At 45.2% G+C, this 21761-nt stretch carries 16 protein-coding genes; 5 read left to right on the plus strand and 11 right to left on the minus strand.

The genetic code is table 11. The annotated features are described in order from the left end of the window. Nucleotides 1-41 precede the first annotated feature (41 nt). The 3 genes from OCV20_RS25330 to glgB all read left to right on the plus strand — a co-directional run bounded on the left by OCV20_RS25330 (nucleotide 42) and on the right by glgB (nucleotide 7219). Nucleotides 42-2495, plus strand: coding sequence for a glycogen/starch/alpha-glucan phosphorylase (locus OCV20_RS25330; protein WP_048614594.1), 2454 nt, complete (start codon nucleotides 42-44; stop codon nucleotides 2493-2495). A gap of 187 nt (nucleotides 2496-2682) precedes the next feature. Beyond that, nucleotides 2683-4863, plus strand: a complete 2181-nt coding sequence (gene malQ, locus OCV20_RS25335) for a 4-alpha-glucanotransferase (protein WP_086774925.1) — start codon at nucleotides 2683-2685, stop codon at nucleotides 4861-4863. A 175-nt stretch (nucleotides 4864-5038) separates the two neighbouring features. Next, nucleotides 5039-7219, plus strand: a complete 2181-nt coding sequence (gene glgB, locus OCV20_RS25340; RefSeq protein WP_052879176.1) for a 1,4-alpha-glucan branching protein GlgB — start codon at nucleotides 5039-5041, stop codon at nucleotides 7217-7219. A gap of 98 nt (nucleotides 7220-7317) precedes the next feature. Here the strand turns inward: glgB and OCV20_RS25345 are convergent, their stop codons facing one another. From OCV20_RS25345 to OCV20_RS25370, 6 genes are all read right to left on the minus strand, one after another. Further along, a complete protein-coding gene (locus OCV20_RS25345; protein WP_086774926.1) occupies nucleotides 7318-7782 on the minus strand; it encodes a TetR/AcrR family transcriptional regulator in 465 nt (154 codons plus the stop codon). Between the two features lie 224 nt (nucleotides 7783-8006). Further along, entirely contained in the window at nucleotides 8007-8846 is an 840-nt protein-coding gene (locus OCV20_RS25350) for an energy-coupling factor transporter transmembrane component T family protein (RefSeq protein ID WP_086774927.1), read from the minus strand. After that, complete coding sequence (locus OCV20_RS25355) at nucleotides 8843-10537, minus strand: ABC transporter ATP-binding protein (protein ID WP_086774928.1); 1695 nt, start codon at nucleotides 10535-10537, stop codon at nucleotides 8843-8845. The genes OCV20_RS25350 and OCV20_RS25355 overlap by 4 nt, the downstream gene beginning before the upstream one ends. A 6-nt stretch (nucleotides 10538-10543) precedes the next feature. Continuing rightward, nucleotides 10544-11092, minus strand: coding sequence for an ECF-type riboflavin transporter substrate-binding protein (locus OCV20_RS25360; RefSeq protein ID WP_004732085.1), 549 nt, complete (start codon nucleotides 11090-11092; stop codon nucleotides 10544-10546). 302 nt (nucleotides 11093-11394) lie between these two features. Further along, a complete protein-coding gene (locus OCV20_RS25365) occupies nucleotides 11395-12525 on the minus strand; it encodes an HlyD family secretion protein (RefSeq protein ID WP_048609817.1) in 1131 nt (376 codons plus the stop codon). Further along, a complete protein-coding gene (locus tag OCV20_RS25370) occupies nucleotides 12525-12920 on the minus strand; it encodes a DUF3302 domain-containing protein (protein WP_048610582.1) in 396 nt (131 codons plus the stop codon). Before OCV20_RS25370 ends, OCV20_RS25365 begins: the two co-directional genes overlap by 1 nt. Nucleotides 12921-13170: 250 nt before the next feature. On the opposite strand from OCV20_RS25370, the gene OCV20_RS25375 reads away from it, so the two are divergent. Further along, a complete protein-coding gene (locus OCV20_RS25375) occupies nucleotides 13171-14073 on the plus strand; it encodes a DMT family transporter (RefSeq protein ID WP_048610584.1) in 903 nt (300 codons plus the stop codon). 72 nt (nucleotides 14074-14145) lie between these two features. Here the strand turns inward: OCV20_RS25375 and OCV20_RS25380 are convergent, their stop codons facing one another. The 4 genes from OCV20_RS25380 to deoD all read right to left on the minus strand — a co-directional run bounded on the left by OCV20_RS25380 (nucleotide 14146) and on the right by deoD (nucleotide 19644). Further along, on the minus strand, nucleotides 14146-15726 hold the full coding sequence (locus tag OCV20_RS25380) for a GGDEF domain-containing protein (protein WP_086774929.1): 1581 nt from the start codon (nucleotides 15724-15726) through the stop codon (nucleotides 14146-14148). Beyond that, nucleotides 15726-17195, minus strand: a complete 1470-nt coding sequence (locus tag OCV20_RS25385; RefSeq protein ID WP_017061878.1) for a hypothetical protein — start codon at nucleotides 17193-17195, stop codon at nucleotides 15726-15728. The genes OCV20_RS25380 and OCV20_RS25385 overlap by 1 nt, the downstream gene beginning before the upstream one ends. Before the next feature lie 186 nt (nucleotides 17196-17381). Further along, the gene (locus OCV20_RS25390) at nucleotides 17382-18851 is read right to left on the minus strand and encodes a lactate dehydrogenase (RefSeq protein WP_048610586.1); all 1470 of its coding nucleotides are present in this window, start codon (nucleotides 18849-18851) and stop codon (nucleotides 17382-17384) included. An 82-nt stretch (nucleotides 18852-18933) separates the two neighbouring features. Further along, a complete protein-coding gene (deoD, locus tag OCV20_RS25395; RefSeq protein WP_017061880.1) occupies nucleotides 18934-19644 on the minus strand; it encodes a purine-nucleoside phosphorylase in 711 nt (236 codons plus the stop codon). 346 nt (nucleotides 19645-19990) lie between these two features. Between deoD and OCV20_RS25400 the strand changes: the two genes are divergently transcribed. Beyond that, nucleotides 19991-20965 carry a L,D-transpeptidase family protein gene (locus tag OCV20_RS25400; RefSeq protein ID WP_029235850.1) on the plus strand — a complete coding sequence of 325 codons (975 nt, stop codon included), beginning with the start codon at nucleotides 19991-19993 and terminating at the stop codon, nucleotides 20963-20965. A 178-nt stretch (nucleotides 20966-21143) separates the two neighbouring features. Here the strand turns inward: OCV20_RS25400 and OCV20_RS25405 are convergent, their stop codons facing one another. After that, nucleotides 21144-21410 (minus strand): Lpp/OprI family alanine-zipper lipoprotein, encoded by a 267-nt coding sequence (locus OCV20_RS25405; RefSeq protein WP_017064250.1) that lies wholly within the window; start codon nucleotides 21408-21410, stop codon nucleotides 21144-21146. Nucleotides 21411-21761: the final 351 nt, after the last annotated feature.

Below are 21761 nucleotides of genomic sequence, written 5' to 3' on the forward strand. Positions count from 1 at the left end.
GTCACAGATGAATTAGAACTATTAAAAGCGAGATTTCTGAAATGAAACCAACTCAGCAAAAAACTTTCGATAAAGTGTCATTCCAAGAGAGTGTTAAGAAACATTTATCTGCAACCTACGCAACAACCGTTGAAACAGCAGACAGCCGTTCATGGTATCTAGCAATGGGTCGTGCTCTTGCAGAGCTAACGACTTTTGACCTGCTAGAAACTGAAAATGATGAAAAAATTAAGAACGCGAAGAGCGTTAACTACCTATCACTAGAGTTTTTGATTGGCCGTCTAACAGGTAACAACCTGATCAGCATGGGTCTTTACGAACAGATTACTCATGCAATGGAAGAGCTAGGTCAAAACCTAACTGACCTTCTAGAAGAAGAACGCGACCCATCACTAGGCAATGGTGGTCTTGGTCGTCTAGCTGCTTGTTTCATGGATTCTTGTGCCGCTCAAGAATACCCAACAGTAGGCTACGGTCTTCACTACGAGTACGGTCTATTCAAACAATCTTTCCAAGACGGTCGTCAACAAGAAGCACCTGACGCATGGCGTGGTGTTGAAGGTTACCCATGGGAAGTGGCTCGTCCAGAACTAGCACAACATATTGGTTTTTACGGTCATGTAGACGTTGAATTCGTTGACGGTAAAGAAGTTCGTACTTGGGTTCCAGGCATGGAAGTAAAAGCAATGCCTTGGGATCTACCTATCGTAGGTTACGAGTCAAACACGGTTTACCCGCTGCGTCTTTGGGAATGTCAGGCAATTGCACCATTCTCACTAGCAAGCTTTAACAACGGTGATTACTTCGAAGCGCAACACTCGCTAATCGATGCAGGTAACATCACTAAAGTTCTTTACCCGAACGACAACCACGAGAAAGGCAAGACTCTGCGTTTAATGCAACAGTACTTCCACTCAGCAGCGTCTGTTCGCGATATTCTACGTCGTCACGAAGCAGCAGGCTTCTCTCTAGAAGATCTGCCTAAGCAAGAAACGATTCAGCTTAACGATACGCACCCAACGATTGCGATTCCTGAGCTAATGCGCATCTTGATTGACGAGAAAGGTCTATCTTGGGACCAAGCATGGGAAATCAGTGCTCATACGTTCGCATACACGAACCACACACTACTTCCTGAAGCACTAGAGACTTGGTCTGAATCTCTGATCAACCGTCTTCTTCCTCGTCACATGGAAATCATTTTTGAAATCAACCACCGCTTCATGCAAGAAGTTCGCAAGATGTGGCCTGGTGACGGTGAGAAGCAAGCGAAGCTTTCTATCATCCAAGAAGGTTTCCACCGCATGGTTCGCATGGCAAACCTATGTGTGATTGGTTCTTACAAAGTAAACGGTGTAGCTGCGCTTCACTCTCAACTGGTTAAGAAAGACTTGTTCCCTGAGTTCAACGAAATCTTCCCTGGTAAACTGACTAACGTAACGAACGGCATCACGCCACGTCGTTGGTTGAAGTTCTGTAACCCAGGTCTATCTACGCTAATTACTGGCAAGATCGGTACTGAATGGCCAGCAAAACTTGAGCAGCTAGAAGGCATCGCTAAGTTTGCAACAGACGCGAAATTCCAAAAAGAATTCATGGCTGTTAAGAAAGAAAACAAACAGCGCCTTGCTGATTGGGTTCAAGAGAACATGGGTATCGAGCTAGATACTAACGCTATCTTTGACGTTCAAATCAAGCGTCTACACGAATACAAGCGTCAGCACCTAGATTTGCTACACATTCTATCTCTGTACCACCGTATTCTTAACGAACCTGGTTTCGAGTGTGAACCACGCGTATGTTTCTTCGCAGCGAAAGCAGCACCGGGTTACCACCTAGCGAAAGAGATCATCTTCGCGGTTAACAAGATTGCAGAGAAGATCAACAACGACCCGCGCATCGGTAACAAACTGAAAGTGGTATTCATTCCTGACTACCGTGTAAGCATGGCTGAAATCATCATCCCTGCAGCAGACGTTTCTCAGCAAATCTCACTAGCTGGTAAAGAAGCATCGGGTACGGGCAACATGAAGATGGCTCTAAACGGCGCGCTAACTATCGGTACGATGGATGGTGCAAACGTTGAGATTCGTGAAGAAGTGGGTGATGAAAACATCTACATCTTCGGCCTAGACGTTGATGGTGTTCAAGCTCTGAAAGCTCAGGGCTACAACCCATACGACTACTACAATGCAGACCCACTACTGAAAGCATCTCTAGACCTACTGACTGGCGATGAGTTCACTCCAGGTCAACCGGGCCTTCTACGTGCAACGTTTGATAGCCTGCTAGACGGTGGTGACCCTTACCTATGTCTTGCTGACTTCGCATCTTACGTGAAAGCGCACGAAGACATGGGCACGCAATACAAAGACCAAGCAGGTTGGGCTAAGAAAGCAATTCTTAACACAGCATTGGTTGGTAAGTTCACATCAGACCGCTCTATCCGCGACTACGTGAACAACATCTGGAAACTTGAAGCGGTTAACCGTTAATACTTCCAAAGTAGCCAAGGCAGTTTCTGCCTTGGCTCAATTAGCTTGTGAGCAAACGAAAGGCTTAAAGGTTTGTCGTTTATAAACAAGCTCCTTACAAACCGATTGTCACAAGCTAATTGATTAGTAAAAATTAAATTAACAACCCTACAAAATAGAAAGCGTCAGAACGTTTTCGGAGAGAGCGATGAAAGAACAGACCGTATTAAAACAAGTCGCAGAAATGGCAAACATTGCCGACAGTTACGTTAGTGCGTGGGGCGATGAAGCACAAGTATCAGACGAGACGATCACGTCTCTATTGGCTTCGTTGGGCTACGATACAAGCAGCGATGATGCACTGCTTAAGTCAGCAGAAAGAAAACACAAAAAAGATGTACTAGACCCAGTTCTTGTCTTGCGTGACGGTGAGCCCGTAGAAGTGGCGCTTAATCTAGGTGTAAGTGCTCGTGAAAGTGAGTTCAGCTGGCGCTTAGAAACCGAGCAAGGAGAGGTACTTGAAGGCTATCTTCAATCTCAAGTCGTTCGTGACGAGCGTGCCGAGGGTGGCCCTTTAGTGTTTGCATTGCCAAGTGATTTGGCATGGGGTTATCACAAGCTCATTGTGAGCCGTAAGCGCCGTAAGAAGCCTTACGAGATGACACTGATTATTACGCCAAAAGCGTGTTTCAAGCAGTCACCAATCGAGCAAGGCAAAAAGCTTTGGGGACCAAGTGTTCAACTTTACACACTAAGAACTCAGCACAACTGGGGTATTGGTGATTTTGGTGACCTTAAACAGCTTGTTGCTGATATCGCTTCTCGCGGTGGTGACTTCGTTGGTCTAAACCCGATTCACTCATTGTTCCCTGCGAACCCTGAAGGTGCGAGCCCATATAGCCCGTCATCTCGTCGCTGGTTGAACATCCTATACATTGATGTGAGTTCAGTACCTGAATTCGCACTAAGTGCAGAAGCACAACAAACGGTAGGCAGCGCAGAGTTCCAACAGCGTCTACAAAAAGCGCGTGAAGCACACTGGGTAAACTACACCGAAGTGTCTGAGCTTAAGATGAGCATCTTGCCTCTGTTATTCGCAGAATTTAAGACTCGTCATCTAGACAAGAACAGCGACCGTGCACAAGCCTTTCTAGCATTTGTGGAAGAGGGCGGTGACAGCCTGATGCATCAAGCTGCGTTTGATGCTCTACATGGTGAACTGCACGCTGAAGATTCTGGCATGTGGGGATGGCCGGTATTCCCAGAGAAGTACCGTACATTCGACAGCCCAGCGACACAGAAGTACATCAAAGAGAACCTAGAAAACGTTCATCTGTACATGTACCTACAATGGCTAGCGGATTGCCAGATCAACGATGCACAGTCTCTTGCTGAAGAGAAAGGCATGGCTGTTGGCCTGTACCGTGACTTAGCGGTAGGTGTTGCAGATTCAGGCTGCGAGACTTGGGCTGACGAAGGCAACCTAGTGATGGATGCGAGCATTGGTGCTCCACCTGATATTCTTGGTCCTTTGGGTCAGAACTGGGGTCTACCTCCGCTAAACCCAGAAGTGCTTCAAGAAACAAGCTACGACGCTTATATCAAGCTACTTCGTGCAAACATGAAGCACTGTGGCGCACTGCGTATTGACCACGTTTTAGGTCTACTGCGTTTGTGGTGGATTCCAAAGGGTGAGAACGCAACTAAGGGCGCGTACATCTACTACCCAGTACAAGATATGCTGTCTATTCTGGCGCTTGAATCTCACCGTTACCAATGTAGCGTTATCGGTGAAGATTTAGGTACGGTGCCGGATGAAATCGTCGACATCCTTGCAGATGCTGGCGTGCATTCTTACAAAGTGTTCTTCTTCGAAACATCAGAAGACGACGGTGGTTTCATCTCACCAAAACACTACGCATCACAATCTATGGCGGCACTGTGTACTCACGATATGCCAACGCTTCGTGGCTTCTGGCACTGTGATGACCTGAAAATGGGCCAAGAGATTGGCTTATACCCAGATGCAGAACAACTAGAAACTTTGTTCGATGACCGTCTAGAGTGCAAGCAAGGTATCTTAGATTCAGTAGCGTGGCATGGTTTCCTACCAGAAGGTGTGGGCCGAGATGCGAGCCAAGTACCGATGGACTCTTACCTTGCTGAGGCACTTCAACTGCACGTAGCGGCTGGTGGTTCAACATTACTGAGTGTTCAGCTAGAAGATTGGCTAGAGATGGACAAGCCAGTAAACATTCCTGGCACGGTTGATGAGTACCCTAACTGGCGTCGTAAACTATCAATGAACTTGGACGAAATATTTGCTCACGAAGGCGTTAATCGTATCGCTTCTAAGCTGACTGACGTTCGAGAAAAAGCAGGTAAGTAATGACGTTGAGTGGCTTGAAATTAGGTGGTTTTTTGCTTACGCCGTACGAAACTACAACCTCGGTCACTCAATAATGAATGCTCATCTGGTAGAATAAACCGTCGTTATATTGCCCGCACTAATAGCGGGCATTTTTGTATTATGTTTTTTGGATGTTTGGTTAGGGAGAAACGTTTTGGAACTAAGTTCGATTTCAAAGCAAAAACAAATATATACCCAACTATCACAGGCTTGTTTCACAGACCCATTCGCGTTTTTAGGGCCATACCTACCTTCTGAGCAAGGTGCATTACGTGTCTGGATTCCTGGGGCAGATAAAGTCGAGTTGATTGTTGGAAAGGAACCTCGTATTGAGTTAGCGCGAGAGGGTGAAAGTGGTTTCATTCTTAAGCAAGAGAGAGACTTACGTTTCACTCACTATAAGCTTGCGGTTGATTGGGCTGGCGTAGAACAGATCATCGATGATCCGTACCAGTACCACGATCTATATGCGAGTTATGAAGATCTTCATACACCGAAAGATATGTATCATCACATGGGGGCTCAGTTTATTACGCTAGAGCGTGATGGACAGACGATTTCAGGTACGCGTTTCTTGGTGTACGCACCGCATGCAACTGCGGCAAGCTTGGTGGGTAACTTCAACGCTTGGGATGGCCGCCGCCACCCAATGCAACGCCTAGATTACGGTATGTGGGGCCTATTCATTCCTGAACTGGAAGAAGGCGCTCAATACAAGTTTGAATTAAAAGGACCAAATGGCGAAGGCTTACCACACAAAGCTGACCCATGGGGTTTCTACTCTGAGCAATACCCATCGTTCTCATCGGTGACTTACGATCATGCTCGTTACGAGTGGCAAGATACTCAATGGCAGAATCGCCCTGTAACGCAAAAGCGTAAAGAAGCGCTTTCGTTCTACGAACTTCACGCAGGTTCTTGGAAACGTAACGCCGAAGGTGAGTTCTTAAATTATCGCGAGCTTGCAGCAGAGCTGATCCCATACTTAACGGATCTTGGCTACACGCACGTTGAGCTAATGCCAGTTTCAGAGCACCCATTCTACGGTTCTTGGGGCTATCAGCCTGTTGGTCTATTTGCACCGACTAGTCGTTTTGGCTCTCCAGATGATTTCAAATACTTTGTCGATCAATGTCACCAAGCGGGTCTTGGCGTTGTTCTGGATTGGGTTCCAGCTCACTTCCCAAGTGATGATCACGGCCTAGCAAATTTCGATGGTACGCCATTGTTCCACGATCCAGATCCACGTCGTGGTTGGCATCAAGATTGGAACTCGTACATTTACGATTTAGGCAGAGAGCATGTTCGTCGCTTCTTAGTTTCTAATGCACTGTACTGGTTCGAGCAATTCCACATTGATGGGATTCGTGTTGATGCAGTCGCTTCGATGCTGTACCTCGATTATTCGCGCAGCCATGATCAATGGATTCCGAACGCAGACGGCGGCAACGAAAACTACGATGCCATCGCAACCCTTAAGTGGATGAACGAAGAAGTTTACAAGCACTTCCCGAATGCGATGACGATTGCTGAAGAATCGACGGCTTTCCCTGGTGTTTCAGCCCCCACTTTCATGGGCGGCTTGGGCTTTGGCTTTAAGTGGAACATGGGTTGGATGCACGATAGCTTGTCTTACATCCAAGAAGATCCAATCAACCGTAAATATCACCACGATACGATTACCTTCCCGCTGGTTTACGCACACAGCGAGAACTACGTATTGTCTCTGTCTCACGATGAGGTAGTTTACGGTAAGGGTTCTATCCACAACAAGATGCCGGGTGATGAATGGCAGCAAACGGCAAATCTACGTGCTTATATGGGTTACATGTATGCGCAGCCGGGTAAGAAGCTGAATTTCATGGGTGCAGAATTTGGTCAGACGGCCGAATGGAATCATGACGACCAACTGCAATGGTTCTTGCTGGATTACGAACGTCATCAAGGTGTTCAGCGTTTAACGAAAGACCTGAATAATCTGTATCGCTCTGAAGCTGCAATGCACGATCTTGATTTTGATCCGAAAGGGTTTGAATGGCGTCTACAGGATTCTGCAGAAGCGAGCATTCTTGCGCATGAGCGTATCAGTGAATCTGGTGAGCGTGTATTAGTTGTCTCTAACTTTACGCCAGTGCCTCACGAGCATTTCCGCTTAGGTGTTCCTGCAAAAGGTGAGTACTCACTGCTGTTGAACACAGACTCTGTCGACTATGCAGGCAGCGGTTTTGAAGTGAAGCAGACAGCTGAGATTGAATCAGTAGAAAGCGAAGGATTAGACACTTCGATTGAGCTACGCTTACCTCCGTTATCGACCGTTTTTTACAAGCTAAATTAGATCTATAAGTTGAGCAGGTCATCGCTGCTCACTTTTCTGAAAGTCTAAAAAAGGGAACCCTAGGGTTCCCTTTTTCTATTTCAGTAAGCTGGCGAGTGTTACTTGAAGTTGGTGAGATAGAACATTGAGCGTCCGACTACCATTTCAAGGATTCGAACTGAGTCGTTGCCGAAACTATCCAACATTTTTTCACGAAATTCGCCGTTTGAGCTGAGGTTAAATTGCTCAGGGTTCTTTATTTGCGAAGCATGGAAAAACATCAATTTAATCACGTATCGAAACTGCTCATCATCGAGAGCGGTTTGCCAAGATTGGATAAAGAGCGCTTCTGATGAAAAGTCTAGACTGTCTATAACGATCGATAGCATGTGTTCGTGAAGTACTGAACGAATAGCGCGGGTCGACGGATAATAGCCCTGAAGCGTCGTTAAACTAATGCCAATCTCTTGAGCAATCCTTGCATAAGTTAGTGCTTCATGTCCTTCAGCCAGAAAAAGGTTTAGTACGATGTTATCGTAGTTTTTTTGATTTTCTAATTTCTGTACTTGAGTTATTCGAGCCATTACAAATCTCTATTGAGTGTAACATTCTGTAAACACAGTATATTAAGAGTTTCTGAATTAAATCTCAAACTCCAAGGGTAAATAACTGGTCAATTTATCGTTAAATATAGTCAGTATTGTGTCATTGGTTCAATTATCAATCAGATCTTGGCATAAATAAAAACACCGCCCTATTGAGCGGTGTGTTATTTAAAGTCTTTGTTTATCTTTGCTAATTCAGATGACTAGAACGGATACCAAAATAACTGCGGCTCTAGAATGCGCTTCGCAATGGCCAACACCACGATAAAAGCGATGATACTTAAACAAACAAAATCGATACGTTTCAAAGGTGCATAGCTATACCAAGTGCGTGCTTTGTGTCGACCAAAACCTCGTAATGTCATTGCGTTAGAGATCTCGTCTGCGCGGTCCAAACTAGAGAAAATGAGCGGACCTAGAACCTTAGCTACATTTTTAATTCGAGTAATTAGAGGCGCTTTCTTTGAGAGCTCTACGCCACGAGCCTGTTGAGCATGCATGATATTGATGAAGTCTTTTTTAACTTCAGGCAAGTAACGCAATGTTAAGCTCACCGCGTAGGCGATCTTGTAGGGAACACCGATACGGTTGAGGCTAGCTGCAAACTCAGTCGGATGCGTAGTGAAGACAAAAATCAACGCTATCGGGAACATGCTCATGTATTTGAGCGTCACAGTGACTAAGTAAAACAGAGTCTCTTGGCTCAACGAGTAGTTACCCGGCAATGTCAGCAGTAAGGTTTCGCTGCCGATGAGCTCAGTACCTTGCTGTGGAGCCAGTAGATACATGAACAGAGCATTTAGGCTTAATACACTCGCCGTTCCTAATAACAAAGGCTTATACACGCGTACAGGCACATTGGTCAGCTTTAGCAGGTATAAACCAGTCACAATAAGCAGTGCAATCAATCTTAGGTCGAACGTAGTCAATACCACGGTTACCCAAGCTAAGAAGAGCGCAAATTTGGTGATGCCGTTGAGAGCATGAAGCGGTGATTTTGTATCAATGTAATTGATGCCGAATTTTACTTTTGATGCGTTCATTGAGCGCTTCTCTCGTAGTCGATGAAGTACTGCATGAATGCATTGGTGTCGTCGATTTTCATCATAGTCGCGAGTTCATAAATGCTGGTGGTACAAAGGTTCGCACGTTCTAGAAGAGATGGTTGACTAAATACTTCCGTCATCGCTGCATTCGCAATCAACTTGCTGTCTGCGATTACGATCGAACGTGTGGTGTACTCGAGAACGAGGTGCATGTCGTGTGAGATAATCACAACGGTAATACCCAAATCACGGTTAAGCTTTTGGATGAATGCCAGCATTGATGTGTAGTTACGGTAGTCTTGACCTGCAGTCGGTTCATCCAAGATAAGAAGCTCAGGCTCCAGCACCAAGATAGATGCGATCGTTACACGTTTTTTCTGGCCGTAGCTCAGGGCTTCGATCGGCCAGTGGCGGAACTTGCTCAGCCCACACAACTCAAGAACATGCTCTACTTTTTCTGTGATCAGCTTTTCTGCAATATTGCGGTTACGAAGGCCAAAGGCAATCTCGTCGAAAATCATATGATGCGAGATCATATGATTTGGGTTCTGCATCACGACACCGACTTTCTGGCTTCTTTCAAAGATAGAAAGCTCAGATAGGTCTTCACCATTTAGATAGGAAGAACCTGAATCGGCATCGATCACACCCATGATGAGTTTAGTGATGGTTGATTTACCCGAACCGTTTTTGCCCAGAATCGAAACGAACTCACCTTTGCCAATCTTGAAACTCACATCTTCGAGTGCGTTCTTCTCGCCGTCGTAAGAATAAGTTAGACCATGAACTTCGAGTAAAGGTGGGTACTGCTTCTCTGCTAACGGGGCAGGGCGCTCAGCAAACCATGCTTGAACAGCAGGGCGGAACCTTTTGTAGTCTAAAGCCTTGAGATTTGACAGCTTGTCTTCGCTGGTTAATGGGGCTTTTGCTGCCTTAAGCGCCGACAAGTAAAGCGGTTCACGAATACCGTGTGTATCAAGTAATTCAGAAGCCAAGATTTCATCGGGTGTCGTGTCAGCAACGATTTCACCGCGTTCCATTAAGATCACGCGGTCGATATCACGATGTAGGGCATCCTCGAGGCGGTGCTCGATAATCACGATGGTCTTGTTGGTTTCTTTATGCAGCTGGTCGATGATCTCAATCGTTGCTTTACCCGTTTTAGGGTCAAGGCTTGCTAGAGGCTCATCAAACAGCAAGATATCAACGTCATCAACTAAGATGCCCGCTAACGATACTCGCTGTTTTTGACCACCAGAAAGGTCATGAGGTGAACGTTCAAGCATGTCCGCTAGGTCGACCATTTTTGCCGTCGACTTAACTAACGGGTACATATCAATGTTCGACATCAACTGGTTTTCGAGTGCGAAAGCGATATCTTCACCGATACTCAAACCCACAAACTGGCTGTCAGTATCTTGTAATACCGTGCCGACTTGCTCGGTATAATCGTGCATCGAAAACTCAGAGATATTCTTGCCGTTTATCTCTAAAGAGCCGGTTACCTCACCTTTAATTGCATGAGGTATCAGACCATTGAGACACTGACCTAGGGTAGATTTACCACTACCACTTGGTCCAATAATGACGATTTTCTCTCCTTTCTCTATCCTTAGATTGATATTTTTTAGCGTCGGTTTATCCAGCGACTCATATCTAAAAGAGAAGTTCGAAAATGCTATAGTCATTATCGCTTATGCCTCAGTCAGGTTGCGGCTTTGTTTGTTGCGTTTAGCGACTGATTTTAGGATCAGGAAGCCCACAACAGCGATCAGAACGGTGTTACCCGCTGCGATGATAGACAGTTGAGTGAAGACTTTAGTAAACGGTTCTGCGTATAGGATGGTGTCAAGGAACGCAGAGCAGCCATAGCCTACAACGTTACCTGCAAGGGCCAGTATCACGAACAAAACAAAATCTTTCATTGGCAGCTCGCCTTGTTGAAGACGGTTCTTAGTCATCATAGGGAATAAGCCGATAACCATACCTACGATACCTGAGCCTAGTACCCAAGTTAACCACACGCCCCAGCCTGCGAACAGATCCGTTACCCAGTGACCGATAAAGCCAACTAAGAAGCCAACAATTGGGCCGAACAAAACAGAAAACAGTGCTAGCACTGCCATCGCTGGTTTCAATGTCGTGTTCGCAAACACTGGGACACCAAACATAGGTAAACCACCAATGCCGTACAGTGCCGCGCCAATGGCAATAACGACCACTGTTTTAGCTGAAAAGTTCATAGATAACCTCGAATACTGAAAGATAAAGCTTAATAAAGAACGAATATTCGCCATTATTAATATGCGTCTCAATGAGAACGTTTTTTGGGCAAATATAAAAAATAAGGCGCGCATTATACAGTAGAACCCTTCCATAAGGGAAGGTAAGTGTCTAGATGTCTAAAATTCCATCTGAACACCTAAATATCGTGTAAAAAGCGCAATTTTACGGTTAATCAAGCAACAAAAAAGCCAGAGCGGGTCTGGCTTTTTCATTCGTCTTAACAATGTGTTAAGCGGGTTCGTCACATATCTACGACCGTTTAGTGGTCTAGGTATAGATAGTTTTGCCAACTCTTCATGCGAATTAGTACCTTACGCATGATAGACACGTGAGTGAAGCTGTCAGAATAAACGGCAACTTCAACCGCGGTACCCATAGGTAAATGGTAGTCAGACAGATCATCAGTGATGCTCAATTTAACGAACACACGACCACTGGTACGCAACGCATCAGTACCTAGAAGCGCGCCTCTAGCTTGGAATTGACTCTCACCAATAGCTGGAATCACTTCATCAATACGTCCTTTGAATATCTTCCCTGGCAATGCTCTAAACAAGAACTCAGCTTCGTAGCCCGGTTGTAGGCGTTGTAAGGAGTTTTGTCTGAACGCTGCGGTATAGAATTGTTCTTCTGTGTGAACAAAGGTCATCACAGGAGCTAAAGGAAGCGGCACTGCCATAACGCCTGGGCGCAATGCTAGTTGCGTAACGTATCCGTCAGTGGGAGCTCGAACCACGGTTTGCTCTAAATCAAACTGAGCTTTACGCAATTCGGCCAATAAGCTTAAAACGGCTGTATTCTCGCCACCAATTTCAGACTCTAGGGCAATTTGTGCTTGCTCTAAATTAGCATCTGCCACTTTCACGGCGGCTTCTGATGCCTTGTAAGCTTGTCTGCGAGTATCTAATTGTTGCTCAGTGAAGGCTCCGCTGTCATAACCGCGCTTGTAACGAGAGAATTCACGTTGGGCTTTATCTCTCTCTGCGATGGCTTTGATTTTTGCAGCCTCAGCTTCAGCCACTTCAGATTCCATTCCAAGCGCACCTTGGCTTGCTTCCTTTACTTTAGCTTCTAATCTTGCAACTTCAGCTTCGAATGGAACTGGGTCGATTTTGAAAAGAATATCCCCTTCCTTTAGAGGTTTGTTTGCCTCTACTGGCACTTCGATAACTTTACCCCTAACGCCTGAAACGACTGGTGTTGTTGAGTAAACTTGATTACCAATTTGCGTGAAAGGGTGGTTGTAGTTCATCAGTAGGATCAAAGTACCTATGATGACGACACCACCAAGAACGGCGGTAGGTACTGTCCATTTATTGAGCGGGATATTAAATACTTTGAAGATGGTGATACAAAGTGCCGCATAGGTCATTATCAGCAGTAAATCCATTACTTAGCCTCCTGATCTTGAACGTTGTTTGTCTCTTTCTCTGGACTGTTTTGCTCAGCACCAGCTTGCTTGAGCTGTGCGATTTCTTCCTGAAGGGTACTCACTTGATCGATGAGAATATCGACGCGATGATGAATATCGTGTTGCTCTTCTTCTAATTTAGCGAAGCCCCAACCACGATCTTTACGCCACAGCGTTGCCCAGATCCAAAGGAAGGGCCAAATAGCGTGTAAGGTGAATAGGCTAACCCAGCCTGAGACATGAATCGCATCTTGATGAGGGTGGTTGCGTTCTTTCGCAATTTCATAGGGAATATCGTGAATAACGATGATGCCGTAAAAGATAACCAATGCTACGAAAATCAGTAGACCGAGTGCAAAGTAGTCTAAAAACATAACAGATCCTTGTAATGTTAGATATTAGTTATAAATATACTACGCTATCATCCAAGTAATTGTTATAAAAATGATTTACCGAGTTGAAAATAATGTGTTGTCGCTTCTAATGCGAATAAAAGCATTGATGAATCTTATAAATTCTCATCGCGTTTGAAGAGGCTATTTCGGCTTTCTGGTTGGTATTTAAGCTGAAATGATGACAGTTAAGATTCTAAATGACGAGCATAACCACAAGGGACAAATACGGATGTATATAGGTGAATTGGCGGCCATTGGCGCTGCAATTGTGTGGGCATGTGCGACATGGATCTATGGGCAATTTGGACATCGATTTTCTGCGATGCAATTGAACATTGTTAAGGGTGTAGTGGCGTCAGGGATGATGTTGCTGGTGATGCCTCTTATCCCGATGCCGGAGTTTGAACTGAGTACCAACCATTTTCTGATACTGGCAATTTCAGGTGTGATTGGCATTGCGATTGGAGATAGCGCCTATTTTGCAGCGTTGAAAAGAATCGGCGCCAATAAGACGCTGTTACTGGAATCTTTAGCCCCGCCTCTTTCTGGTGTGCTGGCTTTAATGTTCCTTGGCGCTGTATTGACAGTGCAAAGTTGGCTCGGTGTTGTGATTACAACATTGGCGGTGACCTTCGTTGTCTTTCAGCCATCAAAATCGGCGAGCGGTGAATCGAATGACCAAGCGCAGTGGGGTGGCATTGGTTATGGACTTGTGGCGAGTGTCTGTCAGGCATCTGGTGTGGTTATTTCTCATTACGCGTTAGTGGCGGGCGACATTCCACCATTGTTAGGTGCACTGATTCGCCTGACGATCGGCGTGTTTGCCGTGATGCTGATTATCCCTTTCGTTGAAAAGAAGCCGTATTCATCGATAAAAAGAGATTTATGGGAAATGACCAAGCTCGATAAACTTTGGTTATTAGGGGCAATCTTTGTCGGGACGTTTCTCGCTCTATGGCTTCAACAAGTGGCACTGAAAAATGCTAACCCTGCGATTGCACAAACGTTGATAGCGACCAGCCCGGTCTTTATTTTGGTGATTTATGCGCTGAAAGGGGAGAAGGTGTCAAAACAAAGTGTCATCGGGACGCTTGCCGCCCTTGCGGGAATTTCTTTGTTCTTTTATCAATAAGATGTTGGCCTTAGCTACAGAGCTACAGAGCTACAGAGCTACAGAGCTACAGAGCTACAGAGTGACATGCCATTACTCTGTGCACACTTGATTACGGCCGTTGGCTTTAGCTCGGTATAGCGCTTTATCGGCACGGTAGAAGGTACGTTGAGTATTCTCTCCGTCACGATGCAAAGTGATACCGATACTCACGGTCAAACCGCGCTCCCCAAGTATTTCATGCCAACCGAATTGGAAGATGCGCTCTCGATAATTTTCAGAGTGCATTTCTGCTTTAGGAAGATCAGTGTTCTCTAGAATGACGAGGAACTCTTCTCCGCCAAACCTGACACACGATGCACCTCTAAACTTAAAGTATGAACGCAGCTCTTGAGACACACTAACAATCGCTTTATCGCCCACCAAGTGACTCAGTTCATCATTGATAGACTTGAAGTGGTCAATATCAATAACCATCAGCGCGAAAGAGGTATCGTGCAGCAGCATGTCTTTCAGTTTCACATCTAACCAGCGGCGGTTGTGCAACCCTGTTAATGGATCTGTGAATACGTCTTGTTGAAGCTGAGCCACCGCATTCTTGTGTTGCTCAGTCGTCTCTTTCAGCTCTTTGTTTTCTTGCTCAGAGAGAATGAGTTTGAGTTGCAACTCAAAACGGGACAGGCGGCGTAGTTGGCTTGCACCGAGTTCACTGATCGGGATCTGCTTCATCAGATCGGTTTCAATTCGGTAGCCTTTTTTCTCATAGCTTAGCGCTTCTTGAAAGCGCCCTTGATTCATACATACATCACTTAGCGAATCGTAGAATCGTTTTGCAAGCACTGGCGACGAGTAGGCTTTCACGCGTTTGTCTGTGCTCGACAAAATCATGCTCGCGTAGTCTTGCTTTCCGGTTGCACTTAGGCAATGCGCTAGCTCTAGACGAGTCATGGTCGCGAGCCAGCTTGCTTGAGTGCTGTTGGCTGGGTATTGAACCTTAGACAGACAGCGTAGCGCTTCATGGTATTTTTTCTTAGCGCGCAGCACCTTTGCTTGGTAAAGCAGTATTTGAGCTGTGAGCAACTTGTCACTCACCAAAATACTTAATTCTTCGCACTCATTCAGTAAATCGCTAGCCGCTGTAATGCGATTGAGTAGAAGTAGGCTTGCTACCATATGCAGCTTGAATTTGAGGCGAAGTGAGCGACTGCTTATCGCGTGGTCTATGCTACTGATTTTTTGATAGTAGCGAAGGGCTCTGTTGTGATCGCCGTAGGAATCACACAGGTTCCCCATGCCTAAAATGGCTAATACATATTCATCGATATGGCCGTGTTCAACCGCGATTGTCGATGAACTGACGAATTCATTGAGTGCTGAGGTGTAATCACCACTTTCAACTAAGCGGTCACTTAAACTGGTTTTGACTGTCAGAATGTCTTCGATATCGGCAGGAAGGTGGAGCAGATCGAGTGCTAGTCTCAACTCTTCGATACTGGTTTGATTTTGTTGTAACTCGGCACGATATTCAGAGCTGATGATATAGCAGTGCGCTTGCTCTGTTTGCGTTGTCGAAACGTGCTGGCGAATGTGGTTCCAGAAGATGATTGCTTCTTCACCTGATACTGATGAAGGGTCTAAACCGGCGTCTGTGATCTTGCTTAATAGAGTTTCCATTATTCTATTACCTCAGCATCGTCTTCTTCGAGTTGTTCAAGCGTGAACGGGAACGTTAAAATATCATTGAGGCTGACGGTCGGTTTCGAACCCTTTAATCCTTTTCTATGCCATGGATAGATATCAAGCATGGTGCTGAGAGTTTGGAAGGTTTGCTCTGCGGCTTCGCCTTTTTCGGAAAGCATAAGGGCCACACGTTCAGAACTTAGCCTTGCGATGAAGTCATTCTGGTTACATAAAGCATGAGCAATCTCGGTACAGACATCTAAGTAATCAGTATCGACATGATGGAACATAATGATGCTGTGGTTCGAGCGTTTAAGCTCTGTCTTAAACAGTACCAACTTTTCCCACCAAAAGGTTTCAGAGACAACGTAAGAGAGGTGCTTCTCAGGATCGTACTCGTGCTGACCACGAATACGGTTAATCAGTTTTCGTGCTCTCTGTTCAAGCTGGCGTTTTGAACTGCGCGCTTTATCTAACCCAACACGTGTCGTTTGCTCTTTGAGCATACCGATAGAATATTGACGATATTTTTTAAAGGCGACGAGCGCGGCTTGGAAGTCTTGGTTTTCTTCCGCCACCAAGGATTGTTGGTAACAGATTTGGCTCAGCAACTCGCCATTATCGAACTCGTTTGCGGATTGTTCTGCGAGCCTCAGTAATTCCGCCGCTTGTTCTGGTCTTTTTCTCAGGAGCTCCAGTCGAGCTCGGCTGATGTATGAGTGCGCCTTCATCCAAACTAGGTTGTGTTCAACGGCCAGATTGTGCGCTTTGGCCGTGGCGCGCTCAGCGTCATCTAAGCGTTCAAGACCAAGTAGGGCAAGGCCTCGGAAGTCCCACACCTCAGCATGCCAAGTGTTATCTTTATGGTCTTTTAATGCTTCTTCAGCACCGTCGAGTACCGACAGCATTTCAACATAGTTGTTGAGCAGGTAGTAATCCCACGCGAGCAGTATTCTGGCTTTGCCCTCTAACCAACCAATGCGGCTGTTGTTAGCCACTTTCACGGCAAGTTGGTGGGTAGAACGTGCAAGTTTATATTCGTGGGTCATTCGCCAAATGTTGCCAAGGCCAATGAGGCATTCAATTTGAATTTCGACTTCATCAACCAACGCGGATTGCTCTAAGGCATTGATCCAGAACTGTTGGGCGGAGTAATACTTGGCTTGTCCCCAGAACTGGAGCGCGTGTAAATGGAGGATTTCAGGGAGAAAAAGGTCGGTATCTAATCGGCTTTGGCGCTTGTAGGCTTCCTTGATGTATTTTAAACCTTTTTGGTAATCCATCAGGTTCCAGCTACATCTTGCCATTAACATTAATGACTGGATGGCACCCTCTTCAAACAGAACTTGCTCTGATCGGACTAGGCACTGTTGGGCAATCTCTAGGATCACCGATGGCTCAGAGTCGACACGAGTTTTGAGTTTTTCTAATTCTGTTTCAAGAAGGTACTGATTTTTGTCCAAGACTTACATCCATGATTATCGAACATATTGATAACACAATCATTATAAGAGTGTAATTTGAGATAAGCACCAATTATCTTTCGTAGAGCATCAAAGGAACATCGATCTTTTCTAATTATGGGTGTTACCTCATATTGTCGCTTTAAAATCAATGAGTTCCCGAATAATTACCTAGAGGCTTTGTTGCTATGAAAGTAGTTGCTTTAGAGTTAATGGCAGCTCCGCTACGCCTAAGCGTTGTGCTGCCGTGAGCCCTTGCTTATCTTGGTAGCACAGATTGTGCCAAGCTCTAAATATGTCGAGCAATGGAAGAATGCCCCCAGGACGAAGCTTACGTCTGGGCTCATTAATAAAGCTATCAAATAACAGCTGAAAGCGCTGTTGATAGAACTTAGTTTGTTGAATTGAGGCCGTGTTAAACCACTGTTTTGGTTCTGGATTGTTACCGGTTAGGTAGCAGATACCTTTCTGGTTATCACCCTGATTCGCAATAGCCCAACGATCTCGCCACCAACTCATGTGAACGATGTCGATCTTTTCAAAACTTTGATCGTCTTGCCAGCCAGAATCTTCTTCGACATACATAAGGTCAATATTTTGACTCTGAATGCGCGGCAAACATACGCTTAAAGCGGCAGATCTTAGTAATGGATCTTGTGGCATATAGATGGCGACATGCTTGTCTTCGTTACACATATCCAACACATGTAAGAAGTGAGCATAAGAGGTATAAGGCGGTCGAATAAGTGCACCCTTTGAAGGGTAGCTAAATGTGGTGAGGTTACCCATAGGGTCCTCAACGTTACCTCTCGCAAGAATCACTTGGTACTGCTGTTCAATGCGCTCTTTTAGTTTGTCAGAGGGCTGAGGCAGTTCGAGGTTCGCTTCTGAAGAGTGCTCTTTGGATACAAAGCGAGCTACATCATCATAAGGGTTGTGGTCAACGTTCCCTGATGGCTCTTCATTTTGTGAGTAGTTAACGTGTTGGCAAAGGATATAGCCGGAATGCGCCTCGCCTGTCGCTATCCACACCACACCGTTGTTACTTTGTGGTTGCAGACGCTGGTAGTGAGATGCGAACTCGTAATCTTTTGCATGGTTAACCCATCGTGCATCGATCATCGCTAATTTACGACGACAACGGCTCGCGATATGGTCAACATGATCATAGAAAGTCTTTGGGTTGATCTCTAATTTTCGGCAGATTTCACGTACGGAATAGCCCATGAACAGTAAGCCCATGAGGTTCTCTTGAAATTGGAGTTTTTTATTGGATCCAGACCATTTATCAACGAAGGTTGATTGGCAGTCTTTACATCGATAGCGCTGCCTGTCGCCACTGTAGCCGAAAGCATGATAAAGATGTTTGTGGGTATGAACCGATAAGCCGAAATTATCGCAGTCATCATTACGACAAGCAGGAAGCCCGTCGCTGTGAAGTTGTCTTAGGCGATGAAGTTCGCTTAACACTTCACGATTGTTAAGTAAGGGGGGGAAAGCTCCACATTCACGACAAACCATCGCTGGACGCTTAGGGTTCGCGTGTTGCAAAACATACCGTTTTGCATCGCTCAAGCCAAAGTTGTCACACGCCAATGTTTTACAAAAGTTGAGTTGCAAACCATCCGCATCTTTTGGCAGCTTGTCGTTAGACACGATCTCCCCCTCGGGATTATTTGAGCAGCCAAGCGAGCCTGGCTGCGGGGTAACGCTTTTCAATGTATCTTTTATCAAATCGTTAGATGTTGATTGCTGTCTCTAGAGCAACTTTCATCATGTCGTTGAAAGATTTTTGACGCTCTTCAGAACTTAGTTTTTCACCACGGATGATGTGGTCAGATACTGTTAGGATAGTTAGTGCTTTAGCACCAAGGTCTGCAGCAACGCCGTAGATACCAGCCGCTTCCATATCAACACCTAGGATGCCTAGCTTTTCCATTTTTTCGAAAAGGTCAGCTTCTGGAGTGTAGAAAAGGTCTGCAGAGAATACGTTACCAACTTTAACTGGAACTTCTTGAGCACGAGCTTGGTTTACCGCTTCTTCTAGAAGACCGAAATCAGCGATAGCAGCGAAGTCGTGGTTGTTGAAACGAATGCGGTTTACTTTTGAGTCAGTAGATGCACCCATGCCGATAACAACGTCCATTAGTTTAACGTCGTCACGTACTGCGCCACAGCTACCTACGCGAATTACGTTTTTCACGCCGAACTCAGCGATTAGCTCGTGTACGTAGATGCAGCATGATGGGATACCCATACCGTGGCCCATTACAGAAACTTTCTTACCTTTGTAAGTGCCTGTGTAGCCAAACATGTTGCGAACGTCACAAACTTGCTTCACGTCATCAAGGAATGTTTCTGCAATGTATTTTGCGCGAAGCGGATCGCCCGGCATAAGTACTGTTTCTGCGAAATCACCAGCTTGAGCATTAATATGAGGTGTAGCCATGGTCGTTCTCCAAAGTTTAAACGGTAATTATAGGAACAGGATTTAATCAATTACCGATTCTGTTGAATTGAATTCGTTTTGTTGAGGCAATATTAGCGAGTTAGAACGTGGCTCCATGAGACTTTAGTCACAAAATAGGTCCGTCATTATAGTTTTATTAATATTGATAACCAAATTTGTTGAAAGCGTAAAGGCAATCGATTTTGTATGGGTTAATTGCAAGCGAATGAGAGGAAAAGGCTTACATATAAACTTGTTGCCTATCAGTTTCGAGACAACAATACGTTGTAGAGACGTTTGATCAGAGATAATCTAAACTTTGATAAAAGACAAACCAAGGATTTGTATGTCGCATTGCGCTAACTCGACGCCTTTACCGTCAATGAAAACACGACTTCACAGGGCGGTGTCGCTTGTTGTAAGAACTACTTTGCTTGCCAGCGGGATAGCTTCATCGTGGGTGTCTGCTGCAACCTTTGAATTGCCACCAACAGAAAGCCGCATTGTCGGCAGAATCCAGCAGCACGAAGTGGCGGCGGGCGAAACCTTGGCCATCATTGCCAAGCAATACGATATTGGTTTTCTCTCTTTAATGGCAGCCAACAAAGGGGTGGATCCTTTTCTCCCTGCCGAAGGCTATGTGTTAAGCATTCCAAGCCGCTTGATTCTACCTGACACCCCAAGAAAGGGGATCGTCATCAATCTTGCTGAGTTAAGGTTGTATTACTTTGAGCCTGAGAAAAATCAGGTGCATGTTTTCCCGGTCGGTATCGGTCGAGTGGGGCGCGATACTCCCGAGATGATCACCAAGATAAGCCAAAAAAGACCGAATCCAACATGGACGCCACCAAATTCAATCCGCAACGAGTATCTTGAAAAAGGCATTGAATTACCGAGAGTGGTTCCCGCTGGGCCGGAAAATCCATTGGGTGAGTACGCTTTGAGGCTTGCTTATGGCGCTGGCGACTATTTGATCCATGGTACAAACAAAGACTTCGGGATAGGTTTACGAGTTAGCTCTGGTTGTATCCGAATGGAACCTAAAGACATTGAGTGGCTATTTGAGCAAGTGAACCGTGGTGAACAGGTTACTATTATCAATGAGCCGATTAAGGTGTCATTAGAGCCCGATAGAAGTGTGTTTGTTGAAGCGCACGAACCATTAACTCGAAGTGACGGCTCAAAGAAATCATTACAGATCCCTGTGGAACTAAAATGGTGGCTTGAAGACGCAGAACTGCCAAATTCAAAGGCGAAAGCGGTTATCTTTGCTCAAAACGGCGTGCCTGTAGAGATAGCACCACCTGTGATTGAGTTTTAATGCGACTGCCTCTTCAGTAACAAGAGGCGGTTTTATCTTTGCCTACTCTAATCAATACCTTCTACTCGAATTAGTATCGCCCAAAAAAAAGCACCACATCCTTTAAGAAGTGGTGCTGTCTATATACTGCTTTTTGCGACTTATTTAATCTACAGCTTAATCGCGATTAGATCTCAAACTACTTAGTGTAAGACTCAGCGATGTTATCGATACGGTCGTTAGCACGATCCGCTTCTTCTTTCGCTGCCATAGCGGCTGCTTCTGCTTCTTGAGCCTTCATTTCTGCGGCTGCTTTGTCACTCTTAAGTGCTTCAACTTCGCTTGTAAGCTGAGCCACTTGGTTAGTTAGTTGATCCATTTCTGACACTGCAGCTTCTTCTGGCTCTGAAGAACAACCGGCTAGAATGAAAACTGATGCTGCAGCTGCGATTAACGTCTTATTCATAAGAACTCCTTGCTTATTTATCATCAAAAGATGCGCTATACATTCTTTATCATATAGTCGCTTCATTAATGATTGTAGCGACTAATTTTTTAACTGCAAAAACAATAACTAAAGAAATTGCTAAATTTTTGAGGTAATTAGCTAAGTATCACGTTGTGTCTCATTTATGAGATGAAGGATTTAGAGACGACTTGAAGGTGTTTTTGTAGGGCCACCCCTTTGCTAGCAATGCATACAATGTTCTAGCTAAAGATAGATAAAGGGATAAATTTACTGTGATCTCTATCCTTATAAAGTACTTTCGCGGTATCATGTCACGTTAAATTAATTTTATTCAATACCATCATGACT

Source organism: Vibrio coralliirubri, assembly GCF_024347375.1.
Lineage (GTDB): Bacteria > Pseudomonadota > Gammaproteobacteria > Enterobacterales > Vibrionaceae > Vibrio > Vibrio coralliirubri.